General features: G+C 73.9%; 14 protein-coding genes and 1 pseudogene. 5 read left to right on the top strand and 10 right to left on the bottom strand.

Annotated features, from left to right (window positions below):
* Position 1: 1 nt before the first annotated feature.
* The 4 genes from QMZ92_RS22875 to QMZ92_RS22860 all read right to left on the bottom strand — a co-directional run bounded on the left by QMZ92_RS22875 (position 2) and on the right by QMZ92_RS22860 (position 9,852).
* Positions 2-7,369, bottom strand: a complete 7,368-nt coding sequence (locus tag QMZ92_RS22875) for an SDR family NAD(P)-dependent oxidoreductase (RefSeq protein ID WP_502962117.1) — start codon at positions 7,367-7,369, stop codon at positions 2-4.
* A gap of 814 nt (positions 7,370-8,183) precedes the next feature.
* Entirely contained in the window at positions 8,184-8,654 is a 471-nt protein-coding gene (locus QMZ92_RS22870; RefSeq protein WP_283299290.1) for a GNAT family N-acetyltransferase, read from the bottom strand.
* 307 nt (positions 8,655-8,961) lie between these two features.
* On the bottom strand, positions 8,962-9,198 hold the full coding sequence (locus tag QMZ92_RS22865) for a chaplin (protein ID WP_283299289.1): 237 nt from the start codon (positions 9,196-9,198) through the stop codon (positions 8,962-8,964).
* Between the two features lie 150 nt (positions 9,199-9,348).
* Positions 9,349-9,852 (bottom strand): NUDIX domain-containing protein, encoded by a 504-nt coding sequence (locus QMZ92_RS22860; RefSeq protein ID WP_283299287.1) that lies wholly within the window; start codon positions 9,850-9,852, stop codon positions 9,349-9,351.
* A gap of 603 nt (positions 9,853-10,455) precedes the next feature.
* Here QMZ92_RS22860 and QMZ92_RS22850 point away from each other — a divergent pair.
* A pseudogene (locus tag QMZ92_RS22850) lies at positions 10,456-11,046 on the top strand (VWA-like domain-containing protein); the annotation flags it as partial.
* Positions 11,047-11,082: 36 nt separating this feature from the next.
* Here the strand turns inward: QMZ92_RS22850 and QMZ92_RS22845 are convergent.
* Positions 11,083-12,135 carry a phosphotransferase gene (locus QMZ92_RS22845; RefSeq protein WP_283299286.1) on the bottom strand — a complete coding sequence of 351 codons (1,053 nt, stop codon included), beginning with the start codon at positions 12,133-12,135 and terminating at the stop codon, positions 11,083-11,085.
* Positions 12,136-12,451: 316 nt separating this feature from the next.
* On the opposite strand from QMZ92_RS22845, the gene QMZ92_RS22840 reads away from it, so the two are divergent.
* Positions 12,452-12,631 (top strand): hypothetical protein, encoded by a 180-nt coding sequence (locus QMZ92_RS22840; protein ID WP_283299285.1) that lies wholly within the window; start codon positions 12,452-12,454, stop codon positions 12,629-12,631.
* A gap of 214 nt (positions 12,632-12,845) precedes the next feature.
* On the opposite strand, the gene QMZ92_RS22835 is transcribed toward QMZ92_RS22840, so the two are convergent.
* The 3 genes from QMZ92_RS22835 to QMZ92_RS22825 form a co-directional block, all read right to left on the bottom strand.
* A complete protein-coding gene (locus QMZ92_RS22835; RefSeq protein WP_283299284.1) occupies positions 12,846-13,004 on the bottom strand; it encodes a hypothetical protein in 159 nt (52 codons plus the stop codon).
* Positions 13,005-13,010: 6 nt separating this feature from the next.
* Positions 13,011-13,190: a hypothetical protein gene (locus QMZ92_RS22830; protein ID WP_283299283.1), complete on the bottom strand. Its 180-nt coding sequence runs from the start codon at positions 13,188-13,190 to the stop codon at positions 13,011-13,013.
* A gap of 150 nt (positions 13,191-13,340) precedes the next feature.
* Positions 13,341-14,021, bottom strand: coding sequence for an adenosylcobinamide amidohydrolase (locus QMZ92_RS22825; protein ID WP_283299282.1), 681 nt, complete (start codon positions 14,019-14,021; stop codon positions 13,341-13,343).
* Between the two features lie 618 nt (positions 14,022-14,639).
* On the opposite strand from QMZ92_RS22825, the gene QMZ92_RS22820 reads away from it, so the two are divergent.
* Positions 14,640-15,053, top strand: coding sequence for a hypothetical protein (locus tag QMZ92_RS22820; protein ID WP_283299281.1), 414 nt, complete (start codon positions 14,640-14,642; stop codon positions 15,051-15,053).
* Positions 15,054-15,440: 387 nt separating this feature from the next.
* The gene (locus QMZ92_RS22815; protein WP_283299280.1) at positions 15,441-15,641 is read left to right on the top strand and encodes a DUF4236 domain-containing protein; all 201 of its coding nucleotides are present in this window, start codon (positions 15,441-15,443) and stop codon (positions 15,639-15,641) included.
* Between the two features lie 100 nt (positions 15,642-15,741).
* On the opposite strand, the gene QMZ92_RS22810 is transcribed toward QMZ92_RS22815, so the two are convergent.
* Positions 15,742-16,329 carry a tellurite resistance TerB family protein gene (locus tag QMZ92_RS22810; protein WP_283299279.1) on the bottom strand — a complete coding sequence of 196 codons (588 nt, stop codon included), beginning with the start codon at positions 16,327-16,329 and terminating at the stop codon, positions 15,742-15,744.
* 310 nt (positions 16,330-16,639) lie between these two features.
* On the opposite strand from QMZ92_RS22810, the gene nhaA reads away from it, so the two are divergent.
* Positions 16,640-18,526: a Na+/H+ antiporter NhaA gene (gene nhaA / locus QMZ92_RS22805; RefSeq protein WP_502962115.1), complete on the top strand. Its 1,887-nt coding sequence runs from the start codon at positions 16,640-16,642 to the stop codon at positions 18,524-18,526.
* A gap of 106 nt (positions 18,527-18,632) precedes the next feature.
* On the opposite strand, the gene QMZ92_RS22800 is transcribed toward nhaA, so the two are convergent.
* A complete protein-coding gene (locus QMZ92_RS22800) occupies positions 18,633-19,214 on the bottom strand; it encodes a fasciclin domain-containing protein (RefSeq protein WP_283299278.1) in 582 nt (193 codons plus the stop codon).
* Positions 19,215-19,242 lie beyond the last annotated feature (28 nt).

Below are 19,242 nucleotides of genomic sequence, written 5' to 3'. Positions count from 1 at the left end.
GTCACCACTCCGAGGCGGTGTGGACGACCGCCCCGGCCGCCGGGTCGCCCCAGGCGAGCTCCCGCAGCAGCGCCAGCGGCCCCTCTTCGGGGTCGATCAGGGCGATTCCGCGCCGGGCGTACTCGCGGGCGAGCTCGGGGCCGACCATTCCGGTGTGGAGTCCGCCGGGAGCCCAGGGCCCCCAGTGGACCGTCAGCACGCGCTGACCGGTGCGGGCCCGCCACCGCTCGCCCAGGGCCTCCAGGGCGTCGTTGGCTGCCGCGTAGTCCGCCTGGCCCCGGTTGCCGAACACCGCGGAGACACTGCCGAACAGCACGACGAACCGCGGTCCCTCGTCGGGCAGTTCGCCGAGTGCCGAGAGCAGCGAGACGGCCCCCGCGACCTTGGTGCCGTACACCCGCTCGAAGGACTCCGGGGACTTCTCCGCGATGAGCCTGTCGTCGATGACTCCCGCGGCGTGGACGACCCCGTCGAGACGCCCGTGGTCGGCGTGGATCTCCTTCACCGCCTGCAGCACGGCGGCGGAGTCGCGGCAGTCGACGCTGCGGTAGCGGACCCGGCTCCCGGCGGCCTCGAGCGCGGTCAGGGTGGCGGCCATCTCCCGCTGGGCGAGGAGCAGTTCGGCCGCCCGGTCGATCTCGGCGGGGGAGGAGTACCCGCCCCGCACCGCGAGCACGCGCCGCAGCGCCGCCCTGTCGCCGGCCGCCGCCGTCTCCGGATCCTCCGGCCCGGCGGGGGCGGGCGTCCTGCCGATCAGTTCGACACGGCACCGGGAGGCTCGGGCGAGTGCGACGGCGAACGCCGCCGTGATGCCCCGGGCCCCTCCGGTGAGCAGGACGACCGAGTCCTGGTCGAGTCCGAGCGCCGCCGCCTCCGCGGCCCCGTCCCCGGCGGGTCCCGCACCGGTCGCCGCCGTCATCCCGAAGGGCGCCTCGACGGGCTCCCACGTGTGCACGCCGTCCGCGTCGCGCACCACGGCCGGTGCCCCGCAGGCCGCGGACAGCTCCTCGACCACCGCGTCCGCGACGCCCTCCGGCGTCCGCGGCATGCGCGCCCCGCTGCCCGGATCGAGGTCGATCACGGTGGGACCGGTGTCCGGGCACTCCCGGGCGATGGTGCGGAAGAGCCCGCGCAGCCCGGCCGAACGCTCCGTCACCAGGCCCTCGTCGGTGAGCCGTACGGCGAGAAGCCGTGCGGGGCGGCAGGCCAGCGCTGCCTTGACGACCGGGAAGGCCGAGGGCAGGACCGGCGGCCCGGAGGCGGCCAGCGGGTCGAGCAGGACCACGCCGTCGAGCGGCCCGTGGCCGTTCTGCGGCGGCAAGCCTTGTTCGGCGTCGAGGACGGCGGACACGGCACCGTGCCGTTCCAGCGCCGCGGCGAGCGCCCGTGCCGTGCCCGCGAGCTCACCGTCCCCGTCGCCCAGCAGCACGAACCTCCGTCCCCGCAGAGCGGCGGGCGTCGCGGCACCAGGACTGCCGTTCAGCGGCACCTTGCGCAGTTCCAGTCGTTTGGGTGCGGCGACGAGAGGGATGTCCGCTCCGGGCGCCGCGGCACCGCCGTCGTTCCCGGAAGGGAACCGTGGAGTCTGCGTCGTCGGTGCCGCTGACATCGCCGCCTCAGAGCCCGTTCCGGTACCGGTGGCCGCAACCTGGTACTTGCCGTTGCCGTTGCCGTTGCCGTTGCCGTTGCCGTTCCGCTCCGGGGCCGGGGCGGCCGGCGTTCCCGGTACGGCGACGGGAGCCGCCGGACCAGCGTCCGGTTCGGTTCCGGCACCGGGCAGAAGGGCGCAGATCCCGGCGGCCAGGGCCTCGGCGGTTCTGGCCCGGGAGAGCTCCTCCATCGCGGCGTCGTCCAGCGAGCCGGCGTCGGCGGGCGCCGCTCCGGCCCGGATCAGCCGTCCTGCCAGTTCGCCGACGATCTCGGTTCGCTTGATCGAGTCGATGCTCAGATCCGCTTCCAGGTCGAGGCCCGGCTCGACCATGTCGGCCGGATAGCCCGTGCGCTCACTGATGATGTCCACGATCAGGCGCAGGACGTCGTCACCGGACGGCGGCCCGGCCGGATCCGCGCCGCCAACGGGGGCGCCCGTCCGCTCCTGCCCCGCGAGGCGGCCGGGTCCGGTCGCGGCGGCTCCGGCCTCCGGGGACGTGCCGACGGACTCCGGCTCCCACGCCTCCGGGCGTCCCGTCTGCAGCGCGGGAGCGAGCGGAGGGCCGGCCGGGGCGGGCAGGGGGTCACCGGGCACCCGCCCGCCGAAGTACGTCAGCAGGACGTCGCGCTGGGCCGCCACCATCTCCCGGCTCGTTCGCAGGAATTCGGCTATCAGCGCGTCCTGGCCGGTCGCGGCGCCCTCGGGCGTCCGGTCCCCGTGATGGTCCGTCACAGTCGTCTCCACGACACGTCGGGCCGGTGCCAGCGCACCGGGCAGGAGTTCGCCGGACGAGGTGCGGACGAGATGCCCGTCGACCGTCCAGCCGGGCTTTCGGCCGTTCTCGGCCCGGCCCGGGTCCACCGCGTCACGGCCCCGGAACATCCAGTCCGTGGCCACCGGCACCCCGGCCACCGCGAGCCGGGCCAGGGCGTCGAGGAGTTCGGGCAGTCCGCTTCCCGGCCGTGGCGCGCACGCGACGGTGCGGTGCGGCCGGTCACCGAGGATCTCGGCCACCAGCCCGGTCAGCACCCGGCCCGGGCCGCACTCGACGAAGACCCGCGCGCCCGCCTCGTACATCGCCTCGATCTGCTCGGCGAAACGCACCGGCGCACCGATCTGCGCGGCCAGCTCCGCACGGATTTCCTCGGGGCCGTCGCCGTAGGGCCGGGCGGTACGGTTCGACCACACCGGGAACTCCGGTGGCCTTACGGGGTGTTCGGCCAGCACGCGCGTGAATCGCTCCCCGGCTCCCGCGACCAGCGGGCTGTGGAACGCGCACGCCACCGGCAGGCGCTTCGCGCCGAGACCTGCTTCGCGCAGCAGCCCCAGCGCGGCCTCCACCTCGGCGGTTGGACCGGAGATCACCGACTGCCGTGGAGTGTTGTGGTTGGCCACGACGAGCCCGGGGCCCAGGAGCCCGCCCGCCGCGCGGTCGCCGTTGCTCTCGCTGTCGCCGCTGTCGCCGCTGTCGCCGCTGTCGCCGCTGTCGGCGTCGTGGTGACTGCCGTCGGCCCTCGGCGCACCCAGGACCCGCTCGACGTCCGCCGCGGACGCGCGCACCGCCGCCATGGCCCCGGGATCGTCCCCGGCGGTCGCGAGGATCGCAGCCGCGCGCTCGGAGCTCAGCGTCAGCAGCGTCTCCGGGTCGAGGGCGCCGGCGGCGCCGAGGGCGACCAGTTCGCCGTAGCTGTGGCCCGCCGCCATGTCGGGCACGACCCCGGCCCGCGTCAGCAGCGCGTGGGCGGCGAGGTCCACCATGCCGAGCGCGGGCTGGGCGGCCCGGGTGTCGGTGAGTGCGGCGGTGGCGCGCCCGCGCGCGGCGTCCGTGAACGCGGCCGGGGGATGCAGCGCGGTGGCCGTGCCGCGGTCGAGCGCGAGGAGGTGCTGCAGTTCGGGGAAGGCCGTGAAGAGGCCGGCGAACATGCCCGTCCGCTGGCTGCCCTGCCCGGGGAACAGGAAGGCGACCTTGCCGCCGCTGCCCCCGCCCCGGGGCACGCAGTCCGGCGCGCCGGCGGTGTCCGGGGCGCCCGCCGCCGCCTCGTCGCCGGCGAGGTGGACCCCCGCACCCGGATCGTGCTCGCCGTCGAGGGCTCGGCGCAGCCGCAGGCACAGTTCGCCGGGATCCTTCGCGACGACGGCGATCCGCACCGGACCCCGGTCCGTCGCGGCGCGCCGCGAGGCGGCGAGCGCCAGGTCCCGCAGTCGCCACCGACTCGCCCCTTCCGCGGCCGGTGACGCCGTCTCCAGCAGGTCCTCCGCGGCCCGGCGCGCGGCCGCCCGGTCCGCCCCGCGGAACAGGAACAGCTCGGCGGGCCACGCGTCACGCCCGTGCGAGGGCGGCAGCTCCCCGCCGTGCGCGCCCAGCACCACATGGAAGTTGGTGCCTCCGAAGCCGAACGCGCTCAGGCCCGCCACGCGCCGCTCGGCCGGTGCGCCCCACGGCAGTGCCTCGCGGTGGAAGACGAACGGGCTGCGGTCCTCGTGCCAGGCCGCGTTGGGCTGTTCCAGATGCAGGGTGGGCGGCCGGACGCCGGTGTGCAGGGCCATCACGGTCTTGATCAGCCCGGCCAGGCCGGCGGCGCACTTGGTGTGTCCGATCTGCGACTTGACCGATCCGAGGACACAGCCGCCCGGCTTCGCGCCTGCGGCCCCGAACACCTCCGTGAGGACGCCGAGTTCGGCCCTGTCGCCGACGACCGTGCCCGTGCCGTGCGCCTCCACCAGTCCTACGTCCGCAGGCGACGTACCGGCGTTGCGGTGCGCACGTTCCAGTGCCCTGCGCTGACCCTCCGGGCGCGGCGCAGTCAGCCCGAGGGACCGGCCGTCGCTGGAACTGCCGATGCCCTTGACGACACCGTAGATGCGGTCGCCGTCCCGCTCGGCGTCGGCCAGCCTCTTCAGCACCACGCACGCCACGCCCTCGCCGAGTGCGATCCCGTCGGCCGAGCCGTCGAAGGCCCGGCAGCGGCCGGTGGGGGAGAGGGCGTGCACCGAGGAGAACAGCACGTAGTCGTTGACGCCGTTGTGCAGATCGGCGCCTCCGCACAGCATGATGTCGCTGGTACCCGCGACCAGTTCCTTGCAGGCGACGTCCATCGCCGCGAGGGAGGAGGCGCAGGCCGCGTCGACGGTGAAGTTCGGACCGCCCAGATCGAGCCGGTTCGCGATCCGCCCGGAGACCACGTTCGCGAGCATTCCGGGGAAGGAGTCCTCGGTCAGCGGCGGAAGCTGTTCCTCCAGTCCCTTCGGCACCTCGCCGAAGTACGACGGGAGCACCGCGCGCAGCGTCGTCGCGTTCGAGAGGTCGCTGCCCGGTTCGGCACCGAACACCACGCCGGTCCGCGTCCGGTCGAACACCCGGCCGCCCTCGCCGAGCCCCGCGTCGTCCAGCGCCCGCCGGGCGGCTTCGAGGGCCAGGAGCTGCACGGGCTCGATGCTGCCCAGGGAGGCGGGAGGAATGCCGTAGCGCAGGGCGTCGAAGGGAATCGGCGGCAGGAACCCGCCCCAGCGTGAGGTGACCGTACCGCCCGCCTCGACGCCGTGCACACCGGGATCCCACCGGTCACGGGGGACTTCCCCCACCGAGTCGACCCCGTCGAGGACGTTGGCCCAGAAGGAGGCCAGATCGGGAGCGCCGGGGAACATGCAGGCCATGCCGACCACCGCCACGTCCAGCGGCTGCGGGGGCTCCGGTTCGGCCGTCGCTGCGCTGTCCGGGCCGGGTCCGGGCCGGGCCGCCGGGTCGGCGGCCCGTTCGGTGAGCAGGCGCGCCGCTCCGTCGGTCACGGCGGAGTGCAGCCGGGCGACGGTGGTCGTGGCCGTGCGCAGCACCGCCACCTCGCCGGCCATGAACATGCCCTCCGCCAGCTGGCGTTCCTCGTCGACGGGCCCGAGGGCCCCGCCGTCGGCGCGTTCCACGCCCTTGGCGGCGATCCGCAGCCTCCCGACGTTCAGCCGCTCCAGCCGTTCCCAGACCTCCCGCTCGGCCAGTCCCTCCTCGCGCATGCCGGCGGCCAGCGTGCCGAAGTCGTCGCTGAACGGGCTCGGCACACAGCGCGTGGCGTGACCGGGTGCCGTCTCCAGCAGCGCCGTGCGCTCCGCCGCGAGCACCCGGCGCTGGAACAACGGCCGGACCGCACCGTGTGCGACCGCCTCCTCGGTGAAGAGATATGCCGTGCCCATGAGAGTGCCCACGGCGCAGCCGCGCGCCGTCAGCGGCGCGGCGAGCGCGGCGGCCATCGCGGCGGAGCGCTCGTCGTGGATCCCGCCCGCGAGGAACACCTCGATCCGTTCGGCGGCGGCCCGTGCCGTGGTCTCGTCCGACTGCCGGGCGAGACCGTCGAGGAAGTCCTCCAGCACCGCCATCTGGGCCTCCCAGAGCGGGAAGCTGTTCCGGGGACCGACGTGACCGCCGCACTCTGCGCCCTCGAAGACGAACCGGCGGGCCCCGGCGTCCAGGAACTGCCGCAGCAGACCCGGTGAGGGGACGTGGAGGAACGTCCTGATCCCGGCCTCCTCCAGCACCCGTGCCTGCGAAGGCCGGCCGCCGGCCACGATCGCGTGGGTGGGCCCCGCCGCCCGGACCGCCGCCAGTTGTGCGCTCCTCGTCTCCTCGGGGGCGAAGCCCAGGATCCCGACCCCCCATGGTCTGCCGTCGAGGGCCCGCCGTGCCTCCTCCAGCATCGTCCGGGACCGGTCCGCCCCGGCGAGCGCGAGGGCGATGAAGGGAAGGGCCCCGTCGTCGGCGACGGCGGCGGCGAACGCGGCCCCGTCGCTCACCCGGGTCATGGGGCCCTGGGCGACCGGCAGCCGGGTTCCCAGGGCCCGGCTCATCGCCGAGTCCGTCCCCAGCGCCCTTGCGGCGGCCTCGCGTTCGCCGTCCCGTACGGCGCACCGCACGGCACCGAGCACCGCCCGGACCGCGCGGCCGGTGTCGCCCCACCGCTCGGCGAACCGGGTGGCCAGAAAGGCGTCCTGTCCGACCGGCAGGCGGTGTACGGGAGAAGCGTCGTCGGCGGAGGACCGGGCCGCTGGCCTCCGCCGGCGCAGCGTACGCCGGCCGCCGGACACCGCGGTCTCCGTGCCGTCGCAGGTCCGCAGCACGGCCGCGACCGGTTCGGGCAGCTGTGACTCGGCCAGCAGCGCGAGCTGGGTGTCGAGCACCACCCCGGCGGCGCCGCCCACGACGGCGGCGGCGGCGGTCCGCGGCGCGATTCCTCCGCAGGCCCACACCGGGACCCCCGGCTCCGCCGCGAGCAGCTGCTGGAGGAGTACGAAGGTGCTGAGCTCCCCGACGGGGCCTCCGCACTCGCTGCCGCGGGCGATCAGCCCGCCGGCCCCCGACTCCACGGCCCGGCGTGCTGCCTCCAGCCCGGTGACCTCCACGAGTACTCGGAGTCGGGGGTCCCGGGGGAGCGCGGACAGGTCCCAGGCGGAGTCGGGCGCGAGCACCACCGTGTCCGGCCCGCCGGGGGATCCGCAGTCCCCAAGGAGGTCATATGGGCCCGGTTCGCAGCGCGGGCCGATCCGTACCCCCCAGCGTCCGGGGGGCCATCGGCGCAGTGCCGCCAGGGCCTCTCTCGCTTTCCGGTTCCCCGAACCCAGGTCGAGCACCCCGAGTCCGCCGGCGCGGCTCACCCCGGCGGCGAGACGGGCGTCCGGTTCACCGAAGGGGGTGATTCCGATGACCAGGTCCACGTGGTGCTCTACCGAATTCATCATTCCCCGAAAAGGCTTTGGTGTTGCCCGGAGTTAAATTTCGGTCGATCGGTGGCGCGGGACGTGCAGGGTCTCGCAATGCCCGCGGAAATCAATTCGAGTCATTCGCGCAGCGGCTTGAAGATAGCGGCAAGTTACTCAAGGGTCAACCATCGGTCAATGGTGCTGACCGGCCCGTCGGTACAGTCGCGAAGAGGGGTGGAAAACGCGGACATGGCGAAATGGGGCAGCAGGCCCGGAAGGTCGGCAACCCAAGAACGCCACGGAATTTCGAGAGGGGGAAGGAGTTGAAGGCGCGGGGGAAGATGTGGGGGATTCCGGCGGCGCGGCCCGCCATACTGACGCGTCGCTCATGCGGTGTCAACATGATCGTCGGGACTTTCTGGCGGTTCACAAGTCAACATTGGCTGATTGTGAACGCCCGGCAACCGGGCGCACCGTGAACAGGGCGAGCGCTTTCCGTGAGTTCACCTGGCGGTGAGTCCTCGCGTTGGCCTCCGGGTGCCGTGGTCCCCCTTTTCCGGAAGGAATGCGTCCGGCCGAATTGCGACGACGGGCCGGCGCAGGGAGCAGGAGCCCGTCCGGCCGGAAACCGGGACGGACCGCCCTGCACGTACCCGGTGCGTCTGCGAGGGATGCGGGGACACACCGCGTCCGACGGAGCGGTGCCGGGGCGAACCGCGACACCGAGTCCGGGTCGCCCTGGATCCGGCATCACGGGGTGTGCGATTCCGGGGGAGGCGGCCGGTCCGCGGCGCACGCGGCAGCCGTGCGGGCCTGGAGGGCAGCCGTCGGCGTGCTGTGCCGTGCGGGCTCAGCGAGCGGGAAAGGCGAGCCGCAGGACGATCTCGCCGTCGTCGATCTCCCCGGTGGGCTCGAAGCCGAACTTCCGGTAGAAGGGCCACGGTTCGCCCTCGCCGGGCTCGTAGCTGGTCAGCAGTTCGGTGGCCCCGTCCGCACGGACCAGGTCGGCGATCTGTGTCAGGGCCTCCCGGCCGATGCCCCGCTTCTGGTACCGCTTGTCGACGAGGAGGCGCCAGAGGAAGTGCCGCCCCCGGTAAGGGCCGGTGGGCGGTTTCCACGCCAGCATCACGAAGCCCACCGGCTCCTCGTCCCGGTACACGGCGCGGTACCAGGGATTGGCCTCGGGCGTCTTCGCCGCCTCCTTCAGCGACTTGGACACCGAGGCGACGAACTGCTTCTGGTCGCGCCGTACGCGGAGGGAGCGGACGGCTTCCCGGTTGTCGTCTGTGATCTCCCGCAGATGCACACCTGGGGACCGCATGACGCACCCCTTTCCGCTTCCGGCGGCTCCGAGGTCCGGGCCGCTTCCGGTGCCGCCGTGGGACGGCGTTCGCTCGTGCGTGCCCGGCACCGAGGAGGCCGGGCGGGCGTTTCCGCAGCGTATGCGACGCAGGCGAGCCCGAGCGGGACTGGCACGCCGGGCTGTGACCGCCCGAGGCGGCTTCCGGAAAGCGCGAGGGCCGGACCCCCGGTACGAGGGTCCGGCCCGTACGGGTCCCGACGACTGCCGGCGGGCCGGCCGTCCCGGGGCCCGGGGCGCACCGGGTTCCCGGTGCGGCGGGGTGCGGTCAGCCGTTGAGGCAGGCGTTGCCGGCGGCCGGGTTGAGCAGGCTGATGACACCGAGTGAGTTGCCGCAGAGGTTCAGCGGCACGTGGAGCGGGACCTGGATGACGTTGCCCGACAGCACACCCGGGCTGCCCGCGGCCGCGGCCTCCGCCCCACTGTCCGCCACGGCGCTGCCGGCGCCGGCGACGACGCCGGCAACGGCGAGGGCGGCCACGGTGGACGCGATGCGCATGCGCATGATCTCTCCTAGAGGGTCTCGACGAAACGAGTCGGCCACGATCACACCGGACCGGTGCGGCCGTCTCCCGGCATTCGGCGGCCCGGGGGCGTGTCGCCACCCTCCCTCTCGCTGGATGTTCGATTGGCTTCGAACCGTTGTGTGACAGGCTCAGTCGTCCCAGTCCCAGGCGTCGAAGTACGCCGTCACGCCCGTTCGGCGCGCCTCCAGCACGGCGCGCAGCCGCGCGAAGTCCCGCTCCGGCATGTGCGCCCGCCACTCCTTCGGCGAGAGGACGCGCACGGCGTCGTGCTCGGCCGGGTCCAGGGTGATGCCCGCGATCCGTTCCGCCGTGAGCCGGCCGCCGTCGAAGACGAACCCCACCGTGCTGTACGGCCACTCCGCGCCCGGCAGGCCGTACACGGCGGCCAGGAGCCGCGTGGGTCCCTCGACGACCATGCCGGTCTCCTCCCGGCACTCCCGCACCGCCGTCTCCCACGGTCGCTCACCCGGATCCATCGTCCCGCCCGGCCACTGCCAGGGATGCGCCTGCGAGTACACCGCCCTCAACTGCACCGGCCGGTCGTCCTCGTCGGTGAAGAACAGGCAAGCGAAGGCGGTCGCCTTCATCAGCGTCTCGGCATACTGCTCCGGCGGCAGCCACGTCGCACTCACGACGTCCTCCCGCCGCACCGTGCCGGAAACCGGGCTGCCGTTGCGTGCGCCGGACCGCCCGTCGGTCCGTCGCCCGCACACCGGGACACCGCCGGGTGGGGTGCCGGGGGCTGCGGAACGGCGTTCCCGCCGGGGTCGTCTTCGGCGCGCAGTGTGGTCACGTTCGGCCTTTCTCGCGGTGTGGAGGTGCGGGGCTGCGGCGGGTTTCCGTGTCGACTCGAGCTGTCGTACGTCGTGTTCGGGACCGCCGTAGGGCATGGGACCCGAACCGTACGAGGCCGGCAAGCCGTCCCTGGAACCGCCTCGGGACCGGCGCCCGACGGGATCAACGACGGGGAGCGGCCGTTCGGACGGCCGGTTTCGGACGTAGTGGCAGCGCTGCCCGGCCCGGCAGTGGCGAGCAGGGGCACCACCACCCCTGCCGTACAGGGGACACCGCAGTGCAGCCGGATGGCCGAAACGCCGAGCACGTGGCTCCGGCTCCGGAACGCTCCCGCTGCCGGGAGCCGGAGCGGGCGTCCACCGGCGACCCCGCGGGTACCGTCCTTCCGGAGCCGGGGGACCTGCGTCAGGCCGCGCTCGACGGAGTCGTCGCGGCGGTCCGCAAGCGCCCGGGGCGCTCCCGCTGGGACGCCGCGTGGGCGCTCCTGGTCCGGGCCGTGGAACGACACCTGCGGAAGGCCGTCGCGTCGCCCGGCCGGAGTGCCCGGCGCCGTTCTGCCCGTCTGCCCGGGCTTCGGCGCACCCCGTCGCGCGTCTGCGTGGTCGTCGACGCCTCCGCATCGGTCAGCGACACCGAACCGGGCAGCGCGCTCCTGGAGGTCGCCGCCATCGCCCGGGCCGTCCGCGGCCGTTGCGACCTGGTGGGCGTGGTGCCGTGCGACGCGGCGGCCCGGTCCGTCCAACCCTTGTGCGGTGCCGATGGCATCCCCCTCGTCGGTGGGGCGGCACGGATCTCCACACGGCCTTCGCCGGGGCGCTTCCGGAGCGCCCCGGCCGGCCGTCGTCGTCGCCCTGACCGACGGGCAGACCCCCTGGCCCGGCACACGACCACCGTGCCGGACCGTCGTGGGCCTCTTCCCACGGCACCACCCGTCGGGGGCTGCGAACGAGGACGATCCCCACTACGTGCCGGACTCGCCGCCCGCCCGGGCGCGGGTGGTCACCGCCGGGGCCGGCGGCCCGGTCCGGTGAGCCCCCACGCGCGGTGGACTCCCGCCGGGCGAGGGTTCACCGCGGCCCGGACGGTGTGACACCCCGGCGCGAGCGCGCCGGAGCCCGGACAGGCGGATCGTTGCGGAGCTCCATCAGCCAGCGAACCCGCTCCGCTGCTCCTGTGTCGCCTGACGTGCCGTACGCCGCGGGGAACAGCCGGCCCCACGAACAGGCGCGTCCGAGAGCGCTCAGACGCCATGCGAGGCCCACCGCCCGTCGCAGCTCGGCTGCCGTCGACCCGGCCCCGGTCCACGGTTCCAGATAGGCGTCGCGCAACCGGGGCAGCACCTCGGGGCCAAGGCGTTCACTCGCTCTGCGGGCGGGCACGAGCAGGCTGCAGAAGGGGTGGGAGACGGCCGCGTCGCCCCAGTCGAAGAAGGTGAACCGGCCCGGCTCCCGGACGAACAACTGGGCGTCGTGCAGGTCGGAGTGGTCCAGGGAGTCGGCGACACCCACGGCCGCGAGTTCGGCGCACCAGTCCACGAGCCGCGGCCGGAGCTGCTCGAGGTCCCGGCGCTCGTCGGAGCCCGGCGCGGTGTTCTCCGCGACCAGCCGGTCGAAGAGGTCAGGCAAGGCGGCGGTACGAGCGCCGGGGACGCCCAGCTCCTCCATCTCCCGTGCGCGGGGAACGAGTGCACGCTGCATGGTCGCGTACTGGCGAAGGACCTCTTCCCAGGTGCCGGGCCCGACGGCCTCCCGTCCGAGTACGTTCCTGAACAGTTCGCCTCCGTCGGGCAGCAGCGACCACCCGCGCTCCGCGTCGACGGCCAGCGGCTCCAGCACGTGCTCCGGCACCCAGCGGGCCAGCGCCGCGCTCAGCGCGCCCTCGAAGGCACTGGCCGGAGGGTTGGCCTTGAACCAGACGGTGTTGCCTCCCCGGACCGGGATCCGCACCAGGACCGACCAGGGACGCAGTCGCACCTCCCACCGGCCCGTCGCCCGCAGACCGCGTGCGGCCAGCACCTCCGCCACCCAGCCGACGGCCGCGCCCCGCCAGGCCTCCTGCTCCCAGGGGGTCACCGCATCGTGGTACTGCCCCCGGTCCACGCTCACAGTTGCCTCATGCATCGCGCCATCCCAGCACCGGGACCGGAGCGGGGCCACCCGTTTTCCCCGGGGGCGACGGTGCGGGCTTCCCGCGCGGCCGGCCCGGAAGCCGGAACACGCCGGAGGGCCCGCGTCGGGTACATGCACCCCGAAGCCCGGCCGGACCCGGGCGACGGCCGGAAGCGGTCCCGCACGTCACGGGGCAGCGCCCGCTCCCGTGCGCCGGACCGGTACGGCCGCTTCGTCGCCGTGGCGTCACTCCGGCAACCCGGGACTGGAACCGGGAACCGGGGGGGCATACGGGCTCCACACCCCACGGAACGAGGGAGCCCACGCCATGCTCGGTACAGCCGCGGCCGTACTCTTCTTCATCGCCTACCTGATCAGCGCGGCGGACATCGCCACCCATCAGGCCTTCACCTCGGGGAACGTCATGCTGCTCGGTCTCGCGCTGCTGGCACTGCACGTCGCCGGGGTCGGCGCCGGCCGGCGGTCCGGCCGGGCCCGTCGCCGCTGACGGCACCGGCCCTCGACCGCGTCCGCAGGCGCACTCCCCGGACCGCCCCCGCGCCGTGAGAGGGCGTCACCCGGCGGTCGCGGGGTACCCGCGGGACGTGACCGAACGGCACCCCCCACGGGGCGGGGCGGCCCACCGACATACGCGCCGCACCCGGCCGTGACCACGGCGGATCCGGCGCCCCGTTCCGGGGAGCACACCGCTCCCCGGAACCTCACCACCCGCAGGCCGGGACGACCTCGATCGTGACGGCCGCGGCGGACGCCTCGACCGCCCCCGCCTGGATGCACATGACCGCCATGGCGGTGGGTTCGCTCGTCCTCGTCCGCAGTCTGGCCAGGCGCAACGGCTGCCCCGGCCGCCCGGACGACACGACTCCTCAGTCGTCGGAGTCCCCGCCTGCGCGCGTCCGTCCCGAGCGGCCCACCAACTCGGCCGCCGCCAGGGTCCCGGCCGCCACGATCCGCGCCCAGCGCGGGCCGCCCCGCGCCGCCCACACCACACAGCCGCACCCGCCCAAGGCGAGTGCGACGACTCCGCACAGAAGCAGCACGGCCATATGCGTCCCCCTACTTTCCTTCCGACTTCCCCGCGTTGTGGTCCGCTCCATCCTTCCAGTGCAGGCGCTCCGACCCGAGGCGGACGGCGGACGGTCCGTGGCCACGAGGCGGTCCTCGGGGCGGCTCGCACTGTCCGGTTGCACACGTCGCTACGGTGCGGGCGTCGCGGCCCCCACCGCCCGGTGGACCGCGCGGGCCAGACGGGCACCCCACAGGGAACGAGGGCCGGCGAAGGACTGGACCTCCTCGCCGGGACGGGGGACGCGCGCGGCGACGCACACGGCGTCGGTGGGCGTGCCCGAGCACTCGTAGCCCGCCTCGATCAGTGCCTGGACCTTTGCCTCGGTGGCCGTGGCCACCGCGTTGACCAGGGCGGCGTCGGTGAGCGCCACCGGGAGCGCCGCGACGATGTTGATCGTGCCCGGTGCCGCGAGCGCGACGCCGCCCTCGTCCGCTGCGGCGGCCCAGCCGCGCACCGCGATTCCCACCGTCGCGACGGCCTCGACACCCCCGTCGCACGCACGGCCGTTGCGCGAGACGTCGGCCGCCGTCATCAGCCCGACGCCCGGCCCCCGCATCCCGAAGTCTCCCGCCAGCCGGGCGAGATGACGGTCCGGGTCCTCGCGCCGATAGCCGTGGGCGACCTGGGCGTTGAGGACCCAGGCACGTTCGCCGACACCCCCGCCGAGCACGGCGTTGCTGATCATGCGCCACCCCGGACCGGCGCCCCACAGGAAGGCGGGCAGTTCCCCGCCGTCCTCGACGCGGACGCGGAGCCCGACGCGCAGCAGGCCTACGGCGGTTCGGGGTGGTGGTACGACGGCGGTCAACGAGCGGGCTTCCTGTGGGCGACCGGCCGATCGTACGCGGTGCCGACGTTCTCCCGACCGCGCGGGGCGGCCGAGAAGCCCGGCTCGCCGCTCCCACCACGGTGTGTGCCCCTGGCCGGGCTGCCAACGGCACCCGGCCGCAACCGTTCGGCCCGGTCCGTCCGGGCGGTCGGCGCGCTGCCGTCGCGCCCGCGCGGCCGGTCCGCGGCCGTGGGGTTAGGGTGTGGGTTCGTCTTGATCTTCTTTGTCTTCGGTTGGGTTCGGGGGAGTCGCCGGTGCCGGTCGTGACGGGTTGCCTCGGGCGTCGACACCGTATGCGCGCATCCACGTTACGCAGACCAGTCACCCGCGTTCGGCCCGCCATTGCGCCGGCCAGGTGACGGTCAGGCCTCTCATCAGCGGTCAGTCGGTGCCCTCTGGCCCGGTGACACCACCCCCCAGGTCATGCCTTCGACAGGGGGCGACAGTCATGCCGGGCCCGGAGCCCAGGGCCCACTGCAGGGCCACGAAAAAGGTAACGGGGGGGCCGCGAACGCGTGCGCGCCTGAGTACATGAGGACGTGCCGGCTGAGTACGCCACCCGATGTCCTCGGGACCGCCCGCTGCTGGACTGGTGTCATGAACCCCGACGCATCTCGCCGTCCCCGTATGCAGCAGGTCACCACCACGGGCTCCGCCCTGGCCGCTGCCCTGCTCCCGTTGATGGTGGGGATCCTGGTCGCGAAGTCCCTGGGCGCCGACCCCATGTCGCCGGTCAACGCCCTCATCGCCGGCGGCGGCCGGCGTCCGCAGGTCTGTCCGGCACAACTGCGCAGCTGTGGCCGCAGCGCACTGCGGCGCGGGCGGCCGAGGGACCGTACGGATCCCCGCGAGGGCGCCGAGCACGGGGCGTGTCCGGAGCTCGATACAGGTCCGGACCCGGCGCAGGCCCGGGGCGCGGGAAAGGGGCGCGTCTGGCGGAAGGTCCGCCGCCGGGGCAGGCCGGTGCCTGGGAGCGGGTCCGGCAACGGGAGCGGGGGAGCGCCACGGTGACGTGTGCGCTCGACGGTTCCTGCGTCGGTACGAGGCTCTGCTGCGCTTCACGAGTCGACCGTCTGTGCTGCGAACACCGGGTCGGGGACTTCGCCGTGTGCAGTGAGGGCCCCGGGCGGTGGGGCGCCCGCGCCGCTCTCGCCCTGACGTCTTCGGTCTGACGCCACCTCCGCGTATGGCCGCCGCGTGTGCGGCCCGGGCCGCCCGACGCCCCTTGCCGGCCGCGGTGCCCGACACCGCCGCCGGCGTCCTCCACGGCTTCCGCGTCCGGCGCCGCCCGGCCGGCCGGGGGCCCGTGCGGGCATCGGTACGAGAACTCACGACGGCACCACGTCGCGTAAAGGCGGGGACTCGGGGAAGACGGACGGCCTACGAAAGGAGCGCATCGTGCCCGTCACGTTCCGCAAGAGTTTCCGCATACTTCCGGGAGTCCGCCTCAACATCAACCGCAAGTCCGTGTCCATCACCCTCGCCAAGGGCGATGGCGCCAGGCGCACGTACTCCTCGACGGGCCGCCGCACCACCTCCATGGACCCGCCGGGCCCCTTCGGCTACCGCAAGACCACCGCGCGCCGCAGCCGCCACTGAGGGCGGGTGCGTGCGGGAGAGTGCCGCCGAGGCGACCGGCAGCAGCGGCCGCCGCGGCCGCCGGTTCCGTGTGGCGCAGGGCCGGCGGCCGCGGCGTCACTCAGACGCCGAACTCCGCGGGTGAGATGCCGAGTCCGGCGCAGGCCTCACGGATCGCCTGCTGCTCGGACGGCTCCACGTACCCGTCGGCACCCGCGATGACCATGCCGGTCTGAACGACGGCGCGGGCCTCCTGCGGCTTCTTGGCCGCCTTGGCGATCTCCTTCAGCGCTTCCGCCTTGCCCAGCTCGAAGTTGGCCGTGAGCCGGTCCACGTGCTGGTTGAACCGCTGGCGAAGCTGGTCTGCGGGGAAGTTCTGCAGTACCTCGTTCGAGACGATCATCTCCTCGACGCGCTGCCGCTCCGCGGGGTCGACATGCCCGTCGGCCGCGGCCACCAGAGCGCACATCGCCATGCTGGCGTCCCGGTAGGCGCCGCTCTTGAGCTCGGTCTTCACCGATGCGAGCTGGGACTTGAACAGCCCGATCAACTGCGCCTTGGAACCGCCGGACGACGAACCCCGCCCGTGGCCTCCGTGCTGTCCCTGCCCGAAGGGGCCGTGCCCCTGCCCCTGCCCGCCGCTTCCCCGAGCGCTCTGGGACTGCTGGAGGTTCTTGGCCTGCTCCTTGAGCCGGTCCCACATCGCCACTGGTGCCACCTCGGCTTCTGCTGTCGGTCTGTTGCCGGTCGTCGGCCGCGCTTCCGCGCGCCGTACCCGGTCAACGCCGTCGGACGGGTCCAGGTTCCCGGATGGCAAAGTAAACGCAAAATAGGATCGCCCGGGGGTGGCCCCGGGGTCGGCGCAAGCCCGGGCCGCGGCAGCATGGCCGGGCCGACCGCTCCTGCGGCTCCTGCAGTCCTGCTCAGCACTCGGGCACCCCTGCCGCCGACCGGCCCCGCGCGCCTCACCGGCACCTCGTGCAGAGGCCGGATCGACTTCGTCACCCGATGATGGCGTGGTGGGCGCAGGACCGGCACCCCGGGCGTTCCCGGGGCTGACCAGGTGGAGCCGCGACACGAGGTCGCCGCTCCGGGACTTCCTGCGCACGGAGACCGCAAGCGCCGCAGCCCTCGTGACGGCGGCCCTGGCCGCCCTGGTGTGGGCCAACCTGGCACCGGCGGCGTACGAGGCACTGTGGCGGACGGAGCTCTCCGTGCAGCTCGGAGCCTACGGAGTGGGCCTCGGTCTGAGGGAGTGGGTCAACAGCGGCCTGATGGCGCTGTTCTTCTTCGTGGTCGGCCTCGAGGCCCGCCGCGAGTTCGACCTGGGTGAGCTCCGCGAACGCCGGCGCACGGCCCTGCCCCTGGTCGCCGGACTCAGCGGCATGCTCCTCCCCGTTCTCGTGTACCTCGCCGCCAACGCGGGAGAGCCGTCCGCGGCGGGCTGGGGAGTGGCGATGTCCACGGACACGGCGTTCGCGCTCGGCATGCTCGCCCTCCTGGGAAGGCGCATGCCTCCCGGCCTCCGCGTGTTCATCCTGAGCATCTCGGTCGTGGACGACTTCGTCGCCCTTACCGTCGTCGCCGTCGTCTACAGCGAGCGCCTGTCGGTACCGTCCCTGCTGCTCGCCCTCGCGGTGTTCGCGGTGGCCCGGCTGGTGTACGCCGCCGGAGTACGCCGGGGAGCGGTGTTCGCGCTGCTGGCGGCGGTTCTGTGGGTCGCGCTGCTCGAGTCCGGGATCGACCCGGTCGTCACCGGTCTGGCGATGGGCCTCATCTTCGCCGCCTACCCGGCGGCGCGCGGAGAACTGGAGCGGGCGAGCGACCTGTTCCGCTTCTTCCGCGAGCAGCCCACTCCCGAGCTCGAGGTGACCGTACGACGCGGTCTGGCATCGGCGGTCTCCCCGAACGAGCGTCTGCAGCGGCTCTACCACCCCTGGGCCGGCTTCGTCATCGCACCTTTGTTCGCCCTGGCCAACGCCGGGATCGAGCTCGGCGCCGAACGGCTTTCCCGAGCCGTCACGTCCCCCGTCACCCTGGGAGTCCTGCTCGCCTTCGTGATCGGGAAGCCGCTGGGGATCCTGGGCGGATCACTGCTCACCACGCTGATCAGCGCGGGCCGGCTGCGCCCGCCCGCGGGCTGGGGCGCGGTCGCCGTGGGAGGCACCCTCGCCGGCGCGCCCTTCACGGTGTCCCTGCTGATCGCGACGTTCGCCTTCGAGGGGACACGACTGACCGAGGCGAAGCTCGGCGTCCTGACAGCGGTCCTGTGCTCGTTCGTCCTGGGCCGGCTGCTGACGGGCGTCCTGTCCCTCCTTCCCCCGAAACTGCGGCTGAGAGCGCTGCTGGGCCGTGCCGAGACCATCGTGGACCTCGCCGTCCCCGTCGATCCGGAGCGGGACCACGTGCGGGGGCCCCCGACCGCCCCGGTCACGCTCGTCGAGTACGGCGACTTCGAGTGCCCGTACTGCGGCCAGGCCGAAGCAGTGGTGCGCGGACTCCTGCGGGACTCGGGCGACGTCCGCTACGTGTGGCGGCACCTGCCTCTCGACGACGTCCATCCCCATGCGCGGTCGGCCGCGGAGGCGACTGAGGCGGCCGCCGGGCAGGACCGCTTCTGGGACATGCACGACCTCCTGATGGACCACCAGGGCGCCCTGAACACGCCCGACCTCGTCCGGTACGCGGAAGGGCTGGGACTGGACACCGAGCGGTTCCGGCGTGATCTGCGCAAGCGCAAGGGCGCCGCGCGGGTGGCGGAGGACGTGGAATCGGCCGATCTGAGCGGGGTCTCCGGTACTCCGTCGTTCTTCGTCAACGGCCGCCGGTACCACGGCGCGTACGACGCCGACGGGCTCAAGGCCGCCGTTGAGGAAGCACGGGCCAGGGCAGCGCTGACGTCCTGACCCGCGACGCGCACGACGACGGGCCGCCCGCCAAGGCGCCTCCTCCGCACCCGGACCCCCGGGCCCCGGGGCCCGGATACGCTCTCCCCGGCGGGACGGGGCCGCCTCAGGACGGTGGCTGGAGCACCTGGTCGACGATGTGGACGACGGCATTGCTCGTGGGCACGTCGCCGCAGAGGATGGCCGCCGAGCCGTTCACCTTGAAGGAGTCCCCGGACCCGGACGTGGCCAGTTCGGCTCCTTCGAGAGTCTTGAACCTGCCGTCGGGCAACCGGTCCACGGTGACCTCCGTACCGACGACGTGGTAGGTCAGGAGCTTCTTCAACTGCTCCTGGTCGTTGAGTACCGCGTCGAGCTGAGCCTTGGGGATCTTGGCGAAGGCGTCGTTGGTCGGCGCGAAGAGCGTGATCCCGTCGGCGCTGTTCAACGTCTCGACCAGCCCGGCCTTCTGAACGGCGCTGACGAGGGTGGACAGCTCCGGCTGGTGCGAGGCGGCCGTGGCGACCGGGTCGTCCGCCATCTCGGCCGGGCTGCCCTCGCCACTCGTCGGCAGCGCGGCGCAGCCGGGTCCGAACGGCTCCACCGCGGGACCCGCCTGTGCTGTGGGAGCGGCCGCGAAGAGCGGAAGCGGTACGAGGAGCGCACCGGCTGCGGCGACGGCGGCGCCCTTGAGGCGATCGATGGTCATGAGCTTCCCCTTTGCTGGGACGAGCCGG

Source organism: Streptomyces sp. HNM0645 (assembly GCF_030056615.1).
In the GTDB taxonomy this organism is placed as follows: Bacteria; Actinomycetota; Actinomycetes; order Streptomycetales; family Streptomycetaceae; genus Streptomyces; species Streptomyces marianii.
This window is presented reverse-complemented; position numbering and strand designations above follow the sequence as displayed.